General features: G+C 41.9%; 15 protein-coding genes and 1 tRNA gene. 2 read left to right on the top strand and 14 right to left on the bottom strand.

Going from position 1 to position 20,672, the window contains the following annotated elements:
* The 5 genes from Q4575_RS19135 to Q4575_RS19115 all read right to left on the bottom strand — a co-directional run.
* Positions 1 to 806 (bottom strand): elongation factor Tu (locus Q4575_RS19135; RefSeq protein ID WP_303523888.1); only part of this gene is annotated, 806 nt, incomplete at its 3' end.
* Positions 807 to 867: 61 nt separating this feature from the next.
* A complete protein-coding gene (gene fusA / locus Q4575_RS19130; RefSeq protein ID WP_215963876.1) occupies positions 868 to 2,970 on the bottom strand; it encodes an elongation factor G in 2,103 nt (700 codons plus the stop codon).
* Between the two features lie 36 nt (positions 2,971 to 3,006).
* Entirely contained in the window at positions 3,007 to 3,477 is a 471-nt protein-coding gene (gene rpsG, locus Q4575_RS19125; RefSeq protein ID WP_215963877.1) for a 30S ribosomal protein S7, read from the bottom strand.
* A 76-nt stretch (positions 3,478 to 3,553) separates the two neighbouring features.
* On the bottom strand, positions 3,554 to 3,928 hold the full coding sequence (gene rpsL, locus Q4575_RS19120) for a 30S ribosomal protein S12 (RefSeq protein WP_215963878.1): 375 nt from the start codon (positions 3,926 to 3,928) through the stop codon (positions 3,554 to 3,556).
* A gap of 285 nt (positions 3,929 to 4,213) precedes the next feature.
* Positions 4,214 to 5,125: an AraC family transcriptional regulator gene (locus Q4575_RS19115; protein ID WP_303523887.1), complete on the bottom strand. Its 912-nt coding sequence runs from the start codon at positions 5,123 to 5,125 to the stop codon at positions 4,214 to 4,216.
* A gap of 145 nt (positions 5,126 to 5,270) precedes the next feature.
* Here Q4575_RS19115 and Q4575_RS19110 point away from each other — a divergent pair, with 145 nt between their 5' ends.
* On the top strand, positions 5,271 to 6,791 hold the full coding sequence (locus Q4575_RS19110) for an aldehyde dehydrogenase family protein (protein ID WP_215963880.1): 1,521 nt from the start codon (positions 5,271 to 5,273) through the stop codon (positions 6,789 to 6,791).
* A gap of 124 nt (positions 6,792 to 6,915) precedes the next feature.
* Here Q4575_RS19110 and rpoC read toward each other — a convergent pair whose 3' ends face one another.
* The 9 genes from rpoC to Q4575_RS19065 form a co-directional block, all read right to left on the bottom strand.
* Positions 6,916 to 11,082: a DNA-directed RNA polymerase subunit beta' gene (rpoC, locus tag Q4575_RS19105; RefSeq protein ID WP_303523886.1), complete on the bottom strand. Its 4,167-nt coding sequence runs from the start codon at positions 11,080 to 11,082 to the stop codon at positions 6,916 to 6,918.
* A gap of 94 nt (positions 11,083 to 11,176) precedes the next feature.
* Positions 11,177 to 15,205 carry a DNA-directed RNA polymerase subunit beta gene (gene rpoB / locus Q4575_RS19100; protein ID WP_303523885.1) on the bottom strand — a complete coding sequence of 1,343 codons (4,029 nt, stop codon included), beginning with the start codon at positions 15,203 to 15,205 and terminating at the stop codon, positions 11,177 to 11,179.
* A 227-nt stretch (positions 15,206 to 15,432) separates the two neighbouring features.
* Positions 15,433 to 15,798 (bottom strand): 50S ribosomal protein L7/L12, encoded by a 366-nt coding sequence (rplL, locus tag Q4575_RS19095; RefSeq protein ID WP_215963883.1) that lies wholly within the window; start codon positions 15,796 to 15,798, stop codon positions 15,433 to 15,435.
* An 88-nt stretch (positions 15,799 to 15,886) separates the two neighbouring features.
* Positions 15,887 to 16,375, bottom strand: a complete 489-nt coding sequence (gene rplJ, locus Q4575_RS19090; RefSeq protein WP_215963884.1) for a 50S ribosomal protein L10 — start codon at positions 16,373 to 16,375, stop codon at positions 15,887 to 15,889.
* Between the two features lie 214 nt (positions 16,376 to 16,589).
* The gene (rplA, locus tag Q4575_RS19085; RefSeq protein WP_215963885.1) at positions 16,590 to 17,291 is read right to left on the bottom strand and encodes a 50S ribosomal protein L1; all 702 of its coding nucleotides are present in this window, start codon (positions 17,289 to 17,291) and stop codon (positions 16,590 to 16,592) included.
* A gap of 3 nt (positions 17,292 to 17,294) precedes the next feature.
* A complete protein-coding gene (rplK, locus tag Q4575_RS19080) occupies positions 17,295 to 17,723 on the bottom strand; it encodes a 50S ribosomal protein L11 (RefSeq protein ID WP_215963886.1) in 429 nt (142 codons plus the stop codon).
* Between the two features lie 168 nt (positions 17,724 to 17,891).
* Positions 17,892 to 18,449, bottom strand: coding sequence for a transcription termination/antitermination protein NusG (gene nusG, locus Q4575_RS19075; RefSeq protein ID WP_215963887.1), 558 nt, complete (start codon positions 18,447 to 18,449; stop codon positions 17,892 to 17,894).
* Positions 18,450 to 18,452: 3 nt separating this feature from the next.
* Positions 18,453 to 18,830, bottom strand: coding sequence for a preprotein translocase subunit SecE (gene secE, locus Q4575_RS19070; protein ID WP_215963888.1), 378 nt, complete (start codon positions 18,828 to 18,830; stop codon positions 18,453 to 18,455).
* An 88-nt stretch (positions 18,831 to 18,918) separates the two neighbouring features.
* Positions 18,919 to 18,995: transfer RNA gene (locus tag Q4575_RS19065), tRNA-Trp, on the bottom strand.
* Between the two features lie 285 nt (positions 18,996 to 19,280).
* On the opposite strand from Q4575_RS19065, the gene Q4575_RS19060 reads away from it, so the two are divergent.
* Positions 19,281 to 20,162: an aspartyl protease family protein gene (locus tag Q4575_RS19060; protein ID WP_215963889.1), complete on the top strand. Its 882-nt coding sequence runs from the start codon at positions 19,281 to 19,283 to the stop codon at positions 20,160 to 20,162.
* The last annotated feature ends 510 nt before the right edge of the window (positions 20,163 to 20,672 follow it).

Here is a 20,672-nt window from a genome sequence, read left to right as displayed (position 1 = left end):
CCTTCGTCAAGCAATTTACGGAACATTTCAACACCTGTACAAGTTGTTGTCGTTGTATCTTTGATACCTACGATTTCAACTGAGTCACCAGTGTTTACGATACCTTGCTCAACACGACCTGTTACTACTGTACCACGGCCTGAGATTGAGAATACGTCTTCGATAGGCATGATGAATGGCTTATCGATGTCACGCTCTGGCTCTGGGATATAAGTATCAAGTGCTTCTGCAAGCTCAATGATTTTTGCTTCCCATTCTGCTTCGCCTTCTAGAGCTTTTAACGCAGAACCAGCGATTAGTGGTAAATCGTCACCTGGGAATTCGTATTCTGAAAGAAGTTCACGAACTTCCATCTCTACTAATTCTAGTAACTCTTCGTCATCAACCATGTCACATTTGTTCATGAATACGATGATGAAAGGTACACCAACCTGACGTGAAAGTAGGATGTGCTCACGAGTTTGAGGCATAGGGCCGTCTGTCGCTGCAACTACTAAGATCGCGCCGTCCATTTGAGCAGCACCAGTGATCATGTTTTTAACATAATCGGCGTGTCCTGGACAATCTACGTGTGCGTAGTGACGAGTTGGAGTGTCATACTCGATGTGAGAAGTATTAATTGTAATACCACGCTCACGCTCTTCTGGAGCATTATCGATTTGTGCGAAATCGCGAGACTCACCACCGTAAGTTTTAGAAAGAACTGCAGAGATTGCAGCTGTTAATGTAGTTTTACCGTGGTCAACGTGACCGATTGTACCAACGTTAACGTGCGGTTTCGTACGTTCAAACTTTTGTCTAGCCATTTTTAAGTTTCCTTAAATTGATAATTTGACCTATTTATAGGTCGCAATAATTAAATAATAGTTATCGTCTGCCAGACATTATTATGTCTGCGACATTGTTAGGTGCTTCAGCGTACTTCATAAATTCCATGGAGTACGAAGCTCGCCCCTGAGTTGCACTTCGCAACGCAGTTGCATATCCAAACATTTCAGCCAGAGGTACTTGCGCTTTAATGGCTTTTAGTCCGCCTGGTGCATCGTCCATACCGTCAATCATTCCTCGACGGCGGTTGAGGTCACCAACAACATCGCCCATATTACCTTCAGGCGAAATGACTTCTACTTTCATCATCGGCTCGAGTAACTTAGGTGATGCTTTCAAGGCTCCATCTCTGAATGCCATTGAACCGGCAATTTTAAACGCCATTTCATTAGAGTCAACATCATGGAATGAACCATCAAATAATGTTGCCTTGACGCCCAATACTGGGTACCCAGCAAGTACACCATTCTTAATTTGCTCTTGAATACCTTTATCAATAGCAGGAATGTACTCTTTAGGGATAACGCCGCCTACAACTTCGTTAACGAATTCATAGGTTTTGTCGCCTTCTACGCTCATAGGCTCTAACTTCAACCAGACATGACCATATTGGCCACGACCACCTGATTGACGTATAAATTTCCCTTCAATTTCGACCGCTGAAGTAATACATTCTCGATAGGCCACTTGAGGCTTACCGACATTACAGTCAACGTTAAACTCGCGACGCATACGGTCAACGATTATATCCAAATGAAGTTCGCCCATGCCAGAAATAATGGTTTGGCCAGATTCTTCGTCAGTTGCCACTCGGAACGACGGGTCTTCTGCTGCTAGCTTGCCTAGCGCCACGGCCATTTTTTCTTGGTCTGGTTGCGATCTTGGTTCTACCGCAATAGAAATAACTGGATCTGGAAACTCCATTCGCTCAAGCGTGATCTTGTGATCTGGTGAACACAAAGTTTCACCTGTGGTTACTGCTTTAAGGCCTACGGCCGCGGCAATATCACCCGCTCTTACTTCTTTTATTTCTTCACGGTTGTTTGAGTGCATCTGTACGATACGCCCAAAACGTTCTTTTTTGCCTTTAATTGGATTGAACACACTGTCACCAGTTTGCACAACACCAGAATAAACGCGGAAAAAGGTTAAGGTACCAACAAATGGGTCAGTTGCAATTTTAAATGCAAGTGCCGCAAAGGGTTCAGAGTCATCAGCATGGCGTTCGCCAATTGAATCATCTTCATTGATACCTTGTATTGCTGGAACATCTGTGGGGGCAGGCATAAATTCGACAACCATGTCTAGCACAGCTTGTACGCCTTTATTTTTGAATGCCGATCCACATGCACAAAGAACAATTTCATTTTTGAGTGTTCGTTGACGCAAGGCCGCTTTGATTTCTACTTCTGTCAGGTCTTCACCTTCAAGATACTTGTCCATCAAATCGTCGTTAGCTTCCGCAGCCGCTTCGATCATCTCTTGGCGGTATTCTTCAGCTAACTCTGCCATATCCGCTGGAATGTCTTCATAAGTGAATGACATACCTTGGTCAGATTCAGTCCAGTTAATTGCTTTCATCTTAAAGAGGTCAACAACGCCCTGAAAATTATCTTCGGCACCTATTGGTAATTGAACTGGAACCGGTGTAGCACCCAAGCGATCTTTTATCTGTTGTACAACAGACAAAAAGTCTGCACCTGTGCGGTCCATCTTGTTTACAAAGATCATACGCGGTACATGATACTTATCAGCTTGACGCCAAACCGTTTCCGTTTGCGGTTGCACACCCGAAGATGCACACAAAACAACTACTGCACCATCCAAAACACGTAATGAACGCTCTACTTCAATCGTAAAGTCTACGTGCCCTGGGGTATCAATAATGTTAATTCGATGATCAGTAAACTGACCATCCATACCGCGCCAAAAACAGGTGGTAGCAGCAGAAGTAATGGTTATACCACGCTCCTGCTCCTGTTCCATCCAGTCCATAGTCGCCGCACCATCGTGCACTTCGCCGATCTTATGAGAAAGACCAGTATAAAAAAGTACTCGTTCAGTTGTTGTCGTTTTACCGGCATCAACATGAGCAACGATGCCGATATTTCGGTATTGCTCAATTGGTGTCTTACGCGCCATAAATTCCTCTTAATGGTTCCATCTAAAATCTGTTGATTACCAACGGTAATGAGCGAATGCTTTATTCGCGTCTGCCATTTTATGAACGTCTTCACGTTTTTTAACAGCAGAACCTTTGTTATCAGCAGCGTCAGCTAATTCGTGAGCTAGACGTAAAGCCATTGATTTCTCACCTCGTTTGCGGGCAGCTTCAACTAACCAACGCATGGCTAGTGTATTACGACGCACAGGACGAACTTCTACAGGTACTTGGTACGTAGAACCACCAACACGACGAGATTTAACCTCGACGCTAGGGCGAACGTTGTCTAGTGCTTCTTCAAGGATTGTGAGGTGAGCTTTGCCAGATTTCTCTGATGCTACGTCTAACGCACCGTAGATGATTTTCTCAGCTACAGCTTTTTTGCCATCTAACATTACTACGTTGATGAATTTGGTCAATAACTCTGATCCGAACTTAGGATCAGGAAGAACTTTACGTTGACCTACGACTCTTCTTCTTGGCATTTTAATTCTCCGGTATGCTTCAGGAATAACCCAAAACTAATAATTAAGTTTGCTTGGCCTTACTAACGGAGAACCGTTAAGATTTTGGCTTTTTAGTACCGTATTTCGAACGGCCTACGCGACGGTCTGCAACGCCAGCACAGTCAAGTGCGCCACGTACAGTGTGGAAACGTACACCTGGTAAGTCTTTAACACGACCACCACGGATTAAGATTACGCTATGTTCCTGAAGGTTATGACCTTCACCACCGATATAAGATGTAACTTCGTTACCATTAGTAAGACGAACACGAGCTACTTTACGTAGTGCAGAGTTCGGCTTCTTAGGTGTAGTTGTATAAACACGAGTACATACACCACGTCTTTGAGGACATGCGTCCAATGCTTCAGACATATTACGTTTTGTCTTAGAGCGACGAGGCTTACGTACCAACTGGTTAATAGTTGCCATTTAAAGCTCCTGATTAGTTGATTTCTACCCATAGACGCACAATCGCGCCTCCCCTAAATTAAGGGGTGGCGTATTCTAATGCTCGAAAATCAACCTGTCAACCTGCGAATGACTAGGATCAAAATAAAAGATCAGTAGGAATTTGGAAACTTAGTAAGATTTAGAGGACAGCAATATTTATTTAGTTAACGGGCGCCATCTACACCAGTGGGCTCCGCGCTTATCAAACCCACTTATTTTACATGAAATACAATAAGTTAAATCACTAAAACAATTTAGGATGAATTAATTTAACCTGTAAATATTTGATTTTTGTTGTTTATATAATGTTGGACTTTGCCCAAAAAACGCCCGAAAAGCTTTACTAAAATGACTTGTGTTTTGAAAGCCAACAATGAAGCTTGCTTCTGTAATTTGCATTCCTTTCTCTAATAAGCGAGCAGCTTTTTTCAATCGCTCCTGTTGTTGAAAAACAATAGGCGAACATCCTAGGTGATTTTTAAATTCGCTAAAAAACTTGGTTCTGCCCATAAAGGCCATTTTACAAAGATGTTCGATATCAAGTGGTTGTTCGAGGTTTGCAAGAATGTAATTCACTACAGCGTTAATTTGATTCGCTTCAGGGTCATGTTGGCAATAAGCTACAATAAAATCCCGCGTTTGTTGTCGCAACAACCGTGCACTTAATTCAGTTACCGCAAGGTCGATCAAAAATTGTCGATCTGGATTGTTTTCGGTAAAAATTTCTACGATACGATCAAGTAGCGCTTGAGTCTGCGTTGTATGGTGAGTGTGAAGTACCTTATTTTGATAACGCCAATCACCAAACTCTTTATTTTTAGGACTTACTTTATTTAATTGGTCGGCGACTAAATGAACTCGTTCAGGCGCAATCTCAATAGCTAAGCACGTTGTCGGCGTGTTTATATTTGCTTCGGGGAAATCAATTTCCACAACTTGATTTGGGGCCATAACAAAAGATTCATGGGGTAAAAAGACATCGTGTACGTCGCCGGAGTGCATAATCTTTTTGCCTGATACCATGCCACAAAACATCAGTTGGTCGGACACCAGTCCCACTTTGCTAGCACTTTGATATGTATCGTAAATACTGAGTTCAGAGCTCTCCGCGGCAAAACTAACTTTGTTCTCAACTAAGACTTTAGGTGTTCGTTTCACGATTCTATTTTGGATCATCAACCTCTCCTTTCGGACTGTCAGCAAATAAAAGCGAACTTACAGCACAGCAACATCACTAGATACTAGCTAATTTACTCTTGGTTTGTACAGAAAACCACCCTTATAAAATTAATAATAAATAGTCACAACAGGGGCAATTGCCATGATTTATAAAAGACCAGGGGCACCAGGTGCCGTCGTACAATTTAAAGATGAATACCAAAACTTTATTGGTGGAGAATGGGTAAAACCAGTTGATGGCCAATATTTCGATAATGTGAGTCCCGTGAACGGCCAGCCATTTTGTCGAATTCCACGTTCTAATGAAAAAGATATAAACCTTGCGTTAGATGCAGCACACAAAGCCAAAGACAGTTGGGGCACAACTCCCGCGGCTACACGAGCAAATTTAATGCTGAAAATCGCTGATATCATGGAACAAAACTTAGAACTAATTGCGGTCGCGGATACTTGGGATAATGGTAAAGCGGTACGAGAAACCTTAGCGGCAGACGTTCCTTTAGCCATTGATCATTTCCGCTATTTTGCCGGTTGCATCAGAGCACAGGAAGGATCGCTAGCTGAAATAGACGAAAACACGATGTCGTATCACATACACGAACCACTTGGTGTCGTTGGCCAAATTATTCCGTGGAACTTCCCTATATTAATGGCGGCTTGGAAACTGTGTCCGGCATTAGCAGCTGGTAACTGTGTTGTCCTAAAACCAGCGGAACAAACACCAGCTTCGATACTTGTTGTTGCAGAGCTCATTCAAGACGTCCTTCCTCCTGGCGTCCTAAATATCGTAAATGGCTTTGGTGTCGAAGCCGGACAAGCATTGGCAACCAGCGATAGAATCGCCAAAATTGCCTTCACTGGTTCGACTCCTGTAGGTTCTCATATTTTAAAATGTGCTGCAGAAAACATTATTCCATCAACCGTTGAACTTGGTGGTAAGTCACCAAACATCTACTTCCCAGACGTGTTTGATCACGAAGACGAATATCAAAGTAAATGCATTGAAGGCGCTGTATTAGCGTATTTCAACCAAGGGGAAGTATGTACCTGCCCGTCTCGTCTTTTTGTTCACGAGGACATTTATGATGAATTTATCGAAAAGGTTATCGCCCGAAGTAAACTTATTAAGCGAGGCGATCCATTAGACACTGAAACTATGGTGGGCGCTCAAGCATCCAAAGAGCAATTTGATAAAATCATGTCTTACATTGAAATAGGTAAGAATGAAGGAGCGAAAGTACTAATTGGCGGTAATGTCGAATCAATTGATGGTGATCTGAGTACCGGCTATTACATCCAACCTACATTGCTTGAAGGCCATAATAAAATGCGTGTTTTTCAGGAGGAAATATTTGGCCCTGTCATTTCAGTTTCAAAATTCAAAGATGAAGCAGAAGCTCTTGAATTAGCCAACAGCTCAGAGTTTGGATTAGGGGCAGGTGTATGGTCCCGTGATATGAATAAAGCCTTTAGAATGGGTAGGAAGATTCAAGCTGGACGAGTTTGGACCAACTGTTACCACATGTACCCAGCTCATGCAGCATTTGGCGGCTACAAAAAATCAGGTATCGGCAGAGAAACCCACAAAATGGCTTTAGAACATTATCAGCAAACCAAAAATCTTTTGGTGAGCTACGACATTAATCCATTGGGATTTTTCTAGAACCTACCACGACCAGCTGTGATCATTTTGGTCCAGTTGGTCAGCATTTTATTTGTAATTGACTAACGTCGAGACACAAAAAAACCCGCTAAATTAGCGGGTTTTTATTATCTAATGTTGAGACTTACTCATTCCCAACATTAAGCGCTGCGACAAGTTGCTGTTCAGCATCTTCTGCAGTTACTGATTCAGTATCTTCTACTTTATCAAACGCGGCTGCGGCTGCGGCTTTTTCCAAGTGGTAACTGAAACCAGTACCCGCTGGGATTAGACGGCCAACAATAACGTTTTCTTTCAGACCACGTAAGTCATCGCGTTTACCAGAAACAGCTGCTTCTGTAAGTACACGAGTCGTTTCCTGGAACGAAGCTGCAGAAATAAACGATTCAGTTGCCAAAGAAGCCTTAGTTATGCCGAGTAAGTCTCGGTCAAATTTCACTAAGTCTTTACCTTCTGCCAATAACTTACGGTTAGCAATTTTCACTTTAGATACTTCAACCTGTTCTCCAATTAGGAACTCAGATTGACCTGCATCAGTGATGATAGCCTTACGTAACATTTGACGACAGATAGCTTCAATGTGCTTGTCGTTAATTTTTACACCTTGTAGACGGTATACTTCTTGAACTTCATTTACGATGTAGTTCGAGAATGCAGTTATACCACGTAGACGTAGGATGTCATGCGGAGCCTCTGGGCCATCAGCAATAACTTCACCAGTATAAACTGATTCACCTTCGAACACGTTAAGTTGACGCCATTTAGGGATCATCTCTTCGTGCGCATCGCCTTCCTCAGGAGTAATAACTAAGCGTTTCTTACCCTTCGTTTCTTTACCAAAACTAACAGTACCGCTAATTTCAGCAAGGATAGCAGGTTCTTTTGGCTTACGAGCTTCGAACAAGTCTGCAACTCGAGGTAGACCACCCGTGATGTCACGAGTTTTTGAACCTTCTTGAGGTATACGTGCTAATACGTCACCTGGTACAACTTGAGAACCGTCTTTAGCTTCAATCGTAGTGAATGAAGGTAAACGAATTTCCTGCATACCTGATTCGCCAGAATCTACAATTAGTTTCGGCTCTTTTGCGTTAGCTAAAGACAGGTCTTTAACAACAGTACGAGTCAAACCAGTTAGTTCATCTGTCTGTACTTCTGTATTCGCTTCTTCAACGTCAGAGAATTGGATCTTCGCTGGACGTTCAACAATAATTGGATGCGAATGCGGGTCCCAGTTTGCAACAATGTCGTTACCTTTAACGTCATCATTGTCTTGGATAGTCATAACCGCACCATATGGCAGTTTATAACGCTCGCGTTCACGACCTTGGTCGTCAATAATTGTTACTTCAGCAGAACGAGATGTGATTACAATCTTACCATCACGGTTTGTAACGTGTTTCGCGTTATGAAGACGAACAGTACCGTCACTCTTAACTTGAACACTGTTAGCTGCCGTGTTTCTAGATGCCGCACCACCGATGTGGAAAGTACGCATCGTAAGCTGTGTACCTGGTTCACCGATAGATTGAGCAGCGATAACACCAACTGCCTCACCTTGGTTAATCAGGTGACCACGTGCTAGGTCACGACCGTAACAGTATGCACAAACACCAAAATCGTTTTCACAAGTGATGATTGAACGTACTTCAACTTCGTCAACTGAATGCTGCTCTAACAAGTCACACAATTTCTCGTCTAACATAGTGCCAGCTTCAACTAAAACTTCTTTCGACTTAGGAATTGTTACATCTGTAAGTGTTACACGACCAAGTACACGTTCACGAAGTGGCTCAACAACGTCGCCGCCTTCGATTAATGGCTTCATCGTGATACCTTCAGTCGTACCACAGTCTGTTTCGTTGATAACCAAATCTTGGCCTACATCAACAAGACGTCGAGTTAGGTAACCCGAGTTAGCTGTTTTCAATGCCGTATCGGCCAAACCTTTACGCGCACCGTGAGTAGAGATGAAGTACTGTAGTACGTTCAGACCTTCACGGAAGTTTGCAGTGATTGGCGTTTCGATGATTGAGCCATCTGGCTTAGCCATCAAGCCACGCATACCAGCTAGCTGACGTATCTGAGCGGCACTACCACGAGCACCAGAGTCAGCCATCATAAATACGCTGTTAAATGATGGTTGAGTTTCCTCTACACCGTCACGGTTTATAACCGTTTCAGTAGAAAGGTTGTCCATCATGGCTTTAGAAACTTTTTCGTTAGCCGTTGACCAGATATCGATAACTTTATTGTATTTCTCACCAGCTGTTACTAGACCTTGTTGGAACTGGTCTTGAATTTCAGCAACTTCTGCTTGAGAGTCTTCAATAATGTCATATTTAGCATCTGGAATAACTAAATCGTCGATACCGATAGAGTTACCCGCTAACATCGCGTAGTGGAAACCGGTATACATGATTTGGTCAGCGAAGATTACAGTGTCTTTAATTCCAAGACGACGGTAACACTCGTTGATCAACATTGAGATTTGTTTTTTGCCTAACGCTTGGTTCATGAATTCAAACGGGAATCCAACTGGCGCGATCATAGATAAGATTGCACGACCGACAGTCGTAGCAACAAGACCTGTGTGCTCAGAACGATTTCCATCTTCATCAAAAGTCACTTGAGTCATGCGCACTTTTACACGAGCATGAAGATCGGCATAACCTGTACGGTATGCTTTCTCAGCTTCTTTTGCATCTTTGAATACTATGCCTTCGCCTTTCGCATTAATGCGATCACGAGTCATGTAGTACAAACCTAATACAACGTCCTGTGAAGGTACGATGATTGGCTCACCATTCGCTGGAGAAAGAATGTTGTTTGTTGACATCATCAACGCACGAGCTTCTAACTGAGCTTCTAAAGTCAAAGGTACGTGTACAGCCATTTGGTCACCATCGAAGTCGGCGTTATATGCCGCACATACTAATGGGTGTAACTGAATCGCTTTACCTTCGATTAGAACTGGTTCAAACGCTTGAATACCAAGTCTGTGAAGCGTTGGTGCACGGTTTAACATAACTGGATGTTCACGGATAACTTCATCTAAGATATCCCAAACTTCCGCAACTTCGCGCTCAACCATTTTCTTAGCTGCTTTAATCGTCGTAGCCATGCCACGAAGTTCAAGTTTGCCATAGATAAATGGTTTAAATAACTCAAGTGCCATCTTCTTAGGAAGACCACACTGGTGCAATTTAAGAGTAGGACCAACCGTGATTACAGAACGACCAGAGTAGTCAACACGCTTACCTAGTAGATTCTGACGGAAACGACCCTGTTTACCTTTGATCATATCAGCCAAAGATTTAAGAGGACGTTTGTTAGAACCTGTGATAGCGCGGCCACGACGACCGTTATCTAGTAATGCATCAACCGCTTCTTGTAACATACGTTTTTCGTTGCGAACGATAATATCAGGCGCAGCAAGGTCTAAAAGACGCTTCAAACGGTTATTACGGTTAATAACACGACGGTATAAGTCATTCAAATCAGACGTCGCAAAACGGCCACCATCTAGTGGTACCAATGGACGAAGATCTGGTGGAAGAACAGGCAATACTGTCATAACCATCCATTCAGGACGGTTACCAGAATTAACAAACGCTTCCATTAATTTAAGGCGTTTAGTTAATTTTTTACGTTTTGTTTCAGACGTAACAGTAGGAAGTTCTTCTTTCATCTCAGCATATTGCTGATTGATGTCGATGTCTTTTAAAAGATCGAAAACGGCTTCAGCACCCATTTTCGCTTCAAATTCATCTCCGTGCTCTTCTAATGAGTCTAAATATTCTTCTTCAGACAACATTTGACCTTTTTCAAGTGTCGTCATGCCAGCTTCAACAACGGCATAAGACTCAAAATAAAGGACACGTTCAATATCACGTAACGTCATATCAAGCATTAAGCCGATACGAGACGGTAATGATTTTAGGAACCATATATGTGCAACTGGGCTTGCAAGTTCGATATGACCCATACGTTCACGACGTACTTTAGTCAATGTCACTTCTACGCCACATTTTTCACAGATAACACCACGGTGCTTAAGACGCTTGTATTTACCACACAAACATTCGTAATCTTTTACTGGACCAAAGATACGCGCACAGAACAACCCATCGCGTTCAGGTTTGAACGTACGATAGTTGATGGTTTCTGGCTTTTTAACTTCACCAAAAGACCATGAGCGAACTACGTCCGGAGACGCTAAGCCGATTCGAATTGAATCAAACTCTTCGCTTTTATTTTGTTGTTTCAAAAACTTAAGTAAGTCTTTCACTTTTGTTCTCCTGTCGGAGTGAAACATTGGGGCAAACGCAATTGTCTACCCCACCACTCAATTTCTACAGAAACCTAAAGGGCTACCTTTAGATTTACTCTTCTTCCAGCTCGATGTTTAAACCTAACGAACGGATTTCTTTCAACAATACGTTGAATGATTCCGGAATCGCAGGTTCCATGCGATGGTCACCATCAACGATGTTTTTATACATCTTAGTACGACCATTAACATCATCTGACTTAACAGTTAGCATTTCTTGAAGCGTGTAAGCAGCACCATAAGCTTCTAGTGCCCATACTTCCATCTCTCCGAAACGCTGACCACCGAACTGAGCTTTACCACCAAGTGGTTGCTGAGTTACTAGACTGTATGAACCAGTTGAACGTGCGTGCATCTTGTCATCAACCAAGTGGTTAAGTTTAAGCATGTACATGTAACCAACAGTTACTTTACGTTCGAACGCATTACCAGTACGACCATCAAACAGGGTAAATTGACCACTGCGAGGCATATCGGCAAGTTCAAATAAGTCTTTGATTTCTTCTTCGGCAGCACCGTCGAATACTGGAGTCGCAATTGGCACACCAGCACGCAAGTTTTGTGCTAAACGGCGAACTTCATCATCAGAGAAAGTATCAATATCAACTTCTTGACGCGAAGTACCAGATGCGTAGATTTTGCCTAGGAATTCACGGATTTCCGCAAGTTCTTTCTGCTCTTTAATCATGCGGTCAAGTTTTTCACCCAAACCACGAGCAGCCATACCTAAGTGTGTTTCTAGTATCTGACCAACGTTCATCCGCGACGGTACACCTAGCGGGTTCAATACGATATCAACAGGCTCGCCATATTTATCATGAGGCATATCTTCCACTGGAACAATAGTAGAGATTACACCTTTGTTACCATGACGACCGGCCATTTTATCACCAGGTTGGATACGACGTTTAACAGCAAGATATACTTTAACAATTTTAAGTACACCTGGTGCCAAGTCATCACCTTGAGTGATCTTACGACGTTTAACTTCATATTTTTTATCATATTCAGTTCTAAGCTCTTCGTAGCTAGCCGCTAATTGCTCTAGTTCGTCTTGCTTAGTTTCGTCGCTTAGGCTTTGTTGGAATAACTTCTCACCAACTAGACCAGCTAAAGAAGCTGCGTCTGCGCCACCAGAAACTAATAATTCACGCGTACGAGCGAATGTATTGTTTTCTAGGATTCTAAACTCTTCATTTAAGTCTTTCTTAGCTTGCGCTAATTGCATCTCTTCGATGTCTAATGCACGTTTGTCTTTCTCAACACCGTCACGAGTAAAGACTTGAACGTCGATAACCGTACCAGATACTGAGTTAGGAACGCGAAGCGAACTGTCTTTAACGTCAGACGCTTTTTCACCAAAGATTGCTCGTAAAAGTTTCTCTTCCGGAGTTAGCTGTGTTTCGCCTTTAGGCGTAACTTTACCAACTAAGATGTCACCGCCTTTAACTTCAGCACCGATATAAACGATACCAGAGTCATCTAGTTTACCTAGAGCAGCTTCACCAACGTTTGGAATATCAGCAGTTACTTCTTCAGGACCTAATTTCGTGTCGCGAGCAACACAGCTTAGTTCTTGAATGTGAATTGTAGTCAAACGGTCTTCTTTAACAACGCGCTCAGATACGAGTATCGAGTCTTCGAAGTTATAACCATTCCACGGCATGAATGCCACGCGCATGTTTTGACCAAGTGCCAATTCACCTAGATCCGTTGAAGGACCGTCAGCTAATACGTCACCACGTTGTACCGGTTCACCAGCGCTAACTGTTGTGCGTTGGTTGATACAAGTATTTTGGTTAGAACGGGTGTATTTAGTTAAGTTGTAAATATCGATACCGGCTTCACCAGGACGACACTCACTTTCGTTAACTTTAACAACGATACGAGAAGCATCAGCATAATCTACTGTACCACCACGTTTCGCGACTACTGTTACACCAGAATCTTTTGCTACTACGGCTTCAACACCAGTACCAACTAACGGCTTATCAGCACGTAAAGTAGGAACGGCTTGACGTTGCATGTTCGCACCCATTAAGGCACGGTTAGCATCATCGTGTTCAAGGAACGGGATTAAGCTTGCCGCAACAGATACAACCTGTTGTGGTGCTACGTCCATGTACTGAACTTGGTCAATACTCGTAATAGTAAATTCATTTTTAAATCGACATGGAACTAGTTCGTCAGTTAAACGACCTTCAGCATCCATTTCCGCACTCGCCTGAGCGATTACGAACTTGTCTTCTTCAATTGCAGAAAGGTAATCAATTTCACCAGTCACTACACCATCAACAACACGACGATATGGTGTTTCTAAGAAACCATATGAGTTAACTCGCGCGTAAACTGACAATGAGTTGATCAAACCGATGTTTGGTCCCTCAGGTGTTTCGATTGGACATACACGACCATAGTGAGTCGGGTGAACGTCTCGAACTTCGAAACCTGCACGTTCACGTGTTAAACCACCTGGGCCTAATGCAGAAATACGACGTTTGTGCGTCACTTCTGAAAGCGGGTTGTTTTGGTCCATGAACTGAGATAATTGGCTAGAACCAAAGAATTCTTTGATTGCAGCTGAAATAGGCTTAGCGTTAATTAAGTCTTGTGGCGTAGTACTATCTAAGTCACCAAGGCTTAAGCGCTCTTTAACAGCACGTTCTACACGCACTAAACCAACGCGGAATTGGTTTTCTGCCATTTCACCAACAGAACGGATACGACGGTTACCTAAGTGGTCGATATCATCAACGTCGCCTTTACCGTCACGAATGTCGATAAGGGTTTTCATTACGTCAATAATGTCTTGCTTACTTAGTGTACCTTCACCCGTTAAGTCGTCACGGCTAACACGACGGTTAAACTTCATGCGGCCAACAGCAGACAAGTCATAACGTTCTAGAGAGAAGAACAGATTGTCAAACAACGCTTCTGCAGAGTCTTTTGTCGGTGGCTCGCCTGGGCGCATCATACGATAAATTTCGATTAATGCTTCTAAGCGGTCAGATGAAGAGTCAACACGTAGAGTGTCAGATATATATGAACCGTGATCTAACTCATTAGTGTAGATAATTTCAAATTTCTTGTGACCTACTTCAGCTAGTTTAGCGAGTAGTTCAAGAGAAATTAGATCGTTAGCGTTAGCAACGATTTCACCGGTTGATTCATCAACATAGTTTTTCGCAAGAACTTTGTCGATAATATATTCGTGAGGAACTTCTATCTTACTGATCTTCGATTTTTCCATCGTACGAATATGACGGGCTGTAATACGACGACCAGTTTCAACAATCACTTCACCGTCTTGATCTTTAATATCAAAAACAGCAGTTTCACCACGAAGGCGTGAAGGTTGAAGTTCCATTAAGATTTTATCGCCTTTGATTTCAATAGCGATATTATCGAAGAATAATTCTAGAATTTCTTCTGTAGAATAATCTAATGAACGTAGGATGATAGTTGCCGGTAATTTACGACGACGGTCAATACGTACAAATAGGTTATCTTTAGGATCAAACTCAAAGTCTAACCAAGAACCACGGTAAGGAATAACACGTGCATTATATAAAACTTTACCAGATGAGTGTGTTTTACCTTTGTCGTGATCGAAGAATACACCAGGTGAACGGTGTAACTGGGACACGATAACACGCTCAGTACCATTGATTACAAAAGTACCGTTATCTGTCATTAATGGCATTTCGCCCATGTAAACTTCTTGCTCTTTGATATCTTTAACAGTACCTGGAGCAGCTTCTTTATCCATAAGAACTAAACGAAGTTTTACGCGCAGTGGTGCAGCGTATGTGACACCACGGATTTGACATTCTTTAACATCAAATACAGGTTCACCAACGCGATAGCTAACAAATTGTAACTCTGCGCTACCTGAATAGCTCTTAATAGGGAAAACAGAACGGAATGCAGCTTCAATGCCGTTATTACCGTCTACGTCCGCTTCAATGAACTTATTATAAGATTCAAGCTGAACTTGTAGAAGATAAGGCATGTCCAAAACGTGTTCGCGCTTGCCAAAATCCTTACGAATTCGTTTCTTTTCAGAATAAGAGTAAGCCATGTGGTTCCTCAGCTTGCTGATTTTTGACCCTATAAGCCTGTTAGTAATAGACTAAACAGACTACCTTTTAACAGTAAAATCGTTCTTTATATGCGATTAGCAGAATGATATTACTGTCATTTTATTGCAATATAAAAGTTTTCAACTGATATAGCGCAAAAAGGCCGGTGATATTTTATCACCAGCCCATGCCTAAAACTTAGGCAGATAATCTAACAAAAGTTAGATTATTTGATTTCAACAGACGCGCCTGCTTCTTCAAGAGCTGCTTTAAGCTCTTCTGCTTCGCCTTTAGAAACTGCTTCTTTAACAGCGATAGGTGCAGATTCAACCATACCTTTAGCTTCTTTAAGACCAAGACCAGTCGCAGCACGTACAGCTTTGATTGATGCAACTTTGTTAGGGCCAGCAGCCGTTAACATTACGTCGAATTCAGTTTGCTCTTCAGCAGCTTCACCAGCCGCAGGACCAGCAACAACAGCAGCAGCTGCAGTTACACCGAATTTTTCTTCCATTGCTTCAACAAGTTCTACAACTTGCATTACAGACATTTCTGCAATTGCTTCTAAGATTTGTTCGTTTGTTACAGACATTTTAAATTCCTACTTTGTAAGCGATTAATTCGCTTTAAATAACTTTCACCAAAAACTGCTAAATAGTTCAAATAAATGAAACTAAAAATTATGCAGCTTCTTTCGCTTCTTTTACAGCTGCTAGTGTTTTCACTAGTTTGCCGGCAGAGGCTTCTTTCATAACGCTCATTAGTCGTGCGATAGCTTCGTCGTATGTAGGTAGAGATGCAAGCACGTCTACGTCTACTACGTTGCCTTCAAACGATGCACTCTTAAGTTCAAACTTTTCGTTTTTCTTTGCGAAATCTTTAAAGATACGCGCACCAGCACCTGGGTGCTCATGAGAAAATGCGATAAGAGTTGGACCTACGAATACGTCTGAAAGACATTCGAAGTCAGTACCAGCAACTGCAAGCTTGGCTAAAGTGTTGCGAACAACCTTCATCCATACGCCGTTTTCACGTGCTTCTTTACGAAGATTTGTGATTGCAGTAACAGATACACCACGAGCATCAACAACAACTGCTGATAGAGCGCCTTTGGCTGCTTCTTGGACTTCAGCAACTACTGCTTTTTTGCCATCAAGATTTAGGGCCATTAGCTTTTCTCCTGGTTTGAATTGATTTTACAATCAACTCTTTTACTTAAGTTTAAGACTAAGTCTTAAACAGCTTCGGTGAAAGCCAGAAGGTATTCTTCTGGGGTCATCACCATCTGCGTAGGAAATTAAGTTTCTAAGCTAAGCTTATCAACACCTACGGTCTTGGACGGAAACACGAACCTAAGTTCATGTTTCAACCCGAATTCGTAGATTATCTTTCTGTAGAAAGAGAACCTTGGTCAACTGCAAGACCAGCACCCATCGTAGTAGAAAGAGAAATTTTCTTTACGTAAGTACCTTTTGCTGAAGACGGTTTTGCTTTAACGATAGCAGCTAATAGTGACTCAAGGTTTTGCGCAATCGCAACCTTATCAAAATCAACTTTACCAATAGAAGCATGGATAATACCATTTTTGTCGTTACGGTAACGAACCTGACCAGCTTTAGCATTTTTAACTGCTGTAGCTACGTCTGGAGTTACTGTACCAACTTTAGGGTTAGGCATTAGGCCACGTGGACCTAAGATTTGACCTAATTGACCAACAACGCGCATCGCATCAGGAGATGCAACAACTACGTCGAAGTCCATAACGCCGGCTTTAACTTGCTCAGCTAGGTCTTCCATACCAACGATGTCAGCGCCAGCTGCTTTAGCTGCGTCTGCGTTAGCACCCTGTGTAAATACCGCAACACGTACATCTTTACCAGTACCGTTAGGTAGTACAGTAGCACCACGAACGTTCTGGTCAGATTTACGAGGATCAATACCAAGATTGATCGCAACGTCGATACTTTCTTTGAATTTTGCAGTAGCTAGCTCTTGTAAAAGAGTAACCGCTTCGTCAATGCCATATTCGCGAGTTGCATCAACTTTTTCACGTATCAAACGTGCGCGTTTAGTTAATTTAGCCATTGATTATCCCTCTACATTCAAGCCCATTGCACGGGCAGAGCCAGCAATGGTGCGTACTGCTGCGTCCATAGACGCTGCTGTTAGATCAGGTTCTTTAGTCTTAACAATTTCTTCTAACTGCGCACGAGTTACTGTGCCCACTTTTTCAGTGTTAGGACGACCTGAACCAGACTTGATACCAGCTGCTTTCTTAAGTAAATAAGCTGCAGGTGGTGTCTTAGTTTCGAATGTGAAAGAACGATCGTTATAAACCGTAATAACAACTGGCACTGGCGCGCCTTTTTCCATTTCGCCAGTTTTTGCGTTAAACGCTTTACAGAATTCCATGATGTTCACACCATGTTGACCTAGAGCAGGACCAACTGGAGGACTTGGGTTCGCTGCACCAGCTGCAACTTGCAACTTGATTAGCGCTTCAATTTTCTTAGCCATTTTAGCTTCCTCTTTTTTTGGGTCTTAGCCTAGTAAGAACGAGGTTTCTTACTCAGCGGCTTCCCAGTTTCATTTTTTGTACATGAACTAAATCACACACAAAAGGGTCGCGCATTATATAGACAATCGCAACCCTTTACAATATTTAGATAAATTTTTCTTGACGAATTACTTATCTTTTTCTACCTGGCCAAACTCAAGTTCAACAGGTGTAGAACGACCAAATATTAATACAGATACTTTTACGCGGCTCTTTTCGTAATCCACTTCTTCAACAACACCGTTAAAGTCAGCAAAAGGACCATCTGTAACGCGAACAACTTCGCCAGGTTCGAACAATGTTTTAGGCTTAGGCTTATCAACATTTTCTTCAAGACGATTTAAGATCGCATCAGCTTCTTTATTTGTAATTGGTGCTGGGCGGTCCGAAGTACCACCGATGAAACCAAGAACACGAGGCGTACTTTTAACTAAATGCCAAGCTTCTTCGTTCATGGCCATTTCTACTAAAACATAACCAGGAAAGAATTTTCTTTCACTGCGACGTTTTTGACCAGCACGCATTTCAACAACTTCTTCTGTTGGAACTAATACACGACCGAAAAATTCTTCCATGCCGTTTATTTTAATGTGTTCATCAAGTGTTTTCTGAACTCGACCTTCGTATCCAGAATAAGCTTGAACAACATACCAACGTAATTTGTTTTCAGTTTCAGTCTCAGACATAAATTAAATCCCTACACCGGTTAACGCGCTTACTAACCAACGTAAACCCATATCTAAAAAATACAGTAATATGGCGATAACGACAGTAGCAGCAAAAATAATTAGAGTTGTTTGAGTCGCTTCTTGACGTGTAGGCCAAATCACCTTACGTACTTCTTTATTTGACTCTTTAGCGAACCCTATAAACGTTTTGCCTTTGGTTGTCGTCGCGGCAAAAAATGCAGCAATGATCACTGCGGCAACTACACCGACAGCACGGATCAATACAGATTCCTGCTCAAACATATTATTCGCAACTACAGCTCCCGCTAACAAAGCGATTGCAATTACCCATTTTACGATATCCAATCCACTATTGGATTGCTCAACATTGGCACTCATTGAAACACCTTATTACTGCTATTAGTCAAAGTTAATATTATTAATCCAAACCTCAAATGAAAACGTCATTATGCTTTCATTTGAGGTTTGGCAGGGGCGGAGAGACTCGAACTCCCAACCATCGGTTTTGGAGACCGCTGTTCTACCAATTGGAACTACGCCCCTGCATCAAAGTTACCTATGATTTAAAAACCATCAGTTACACCACTTTTGTGAATTCTTTAAACGTTTTGGGAAATTCATAAAAGCGGGGGAGCGTCATTATACTTAAGTAGCGGATGATGGCAAGAGGCTAAGTTGCCTTTATATTATGATCAAAACACTTCCTAACGTGTCAGTCCTGTAACGTTTACAACATAATGTTACATTTAAAGCGGATTTTCGGTTGCCAAATCTTCAGGAATCTCTAAATTGCCAACCAATGAAAACTAATTTAAAAGGGATTTAACAATGCGTTATTTAATAGCAGCGTTACTTGTATTTGCATTCTCAGCATCGGCTAATGAAGATGGCTGGTTTCCAATCAGTTTAAAAGATAAATATGTCCACATTCCAATTACACTTAATGGCATTGAAACCACAGCGATTTTAGACACAGGTACGGTGAGTAACTACATTTCGAAAGACTTTGTCGCTAAACATGGAAGCAACTTAAGTAAAGGTGGCGTTACAAAAATAGCAAATTCTTGGGATGATGAATTTTATCAAGTGTACAACGAAGTTCCTATCAAGATATTTGATACGGAATTTAAGATGGACGATTTAATCGAATCTGATCTGCCATCTGGCGATGTTGTCATTGGCATGCATTTTTTCAGATTTTATATTTTGCAAGTGGACTACCCTAATAAACAAATACGTATGTTAGACCGAAAATCTGTGAACATGAAAAAATACAACAATATTGAATCACGAGTAGAGGGTGATCATGGCGTACCAATTGTGAAGCTTTCAGTGAACAAAGAAAAGGATGCTTGGTTTTTACTCGACACCGCATCACCACTTGGCTTAACAATAGATCGTAGTTTGTCTGAAAAGCGCGATTGGTTACGAGACTACAAAACCGGCCGTGTAACATTAAAAGAGTTGAATCAAGAAGTTGAAATGAACCAACTTGAAATACCTATGTTAAAAATTGGTCCTTTTGAGATTGAAAAAATTGCTACCGCAGTTCCTGATAAAGGTCACAGTCTAGACCTTAGACCTCGGTACGAAAAATCATTTAGTCGCATTAAAGGAAAAAAACTGCGCGGGTCAGTTGGCTTTGATGTACTAAAACACTTTATAGTAACCATTGAATATCAAACTGGGTTTGTGCATATCTCTGGATAACATAAGCGGTTAATAAAAGACTCATTTACACTAAGGTGTACTTGGGTCTTTTTTTATATCTAAGAGCGCCCAACATTAACGCCCATAATAATGTCTATGATCCCTGTTAAAACACTTTTCTTCACTCAATTTGTTGAGTGTTTTATTTGCACACAGCACTGCATCGTTCGGTTATAGCCATACTCACAATTAATGGGCATTAAGCGAGAGACAAACCTTTTCTAAACGAAACGTTAACTACAAGCGCTGTATCACTATAAGTCTGAAACCATTTTCTAAGCCAGTTAATCAATACCGCTACAATTTTTGCTGGGCAATTTTCTTAACCCAATATGCCCAGTATAAACAGCCACTAAAACGCCCTACCGGTGACAGTTCCGGCAACTTGTTTACTTTAGCCATCTAGCCTTACTCTTCCGATATAATCCCGCTACATAAATTTCAGCCATAAAAAAAGGCCACCTAAGTGACCTTCTTTCGATTTAAACTCTCTCTAAAGAGACTTTAAAT

This window comes from Psychrosphaera sp. 1_MG-2023 (assembly GCF_030548245.1).
Taxonomy (GTDB): Bacteria; Pseudomonadota; Gammaproteobacteria; order Enterobacterales; family Alteromonadaceae; genus Psychrosphaera; species Psychrosphaera algicola.
Note: the sequence above shows the minus strand (reverse complement) of the source record. Positions and strands in the feature narration are given on the sequence as shown.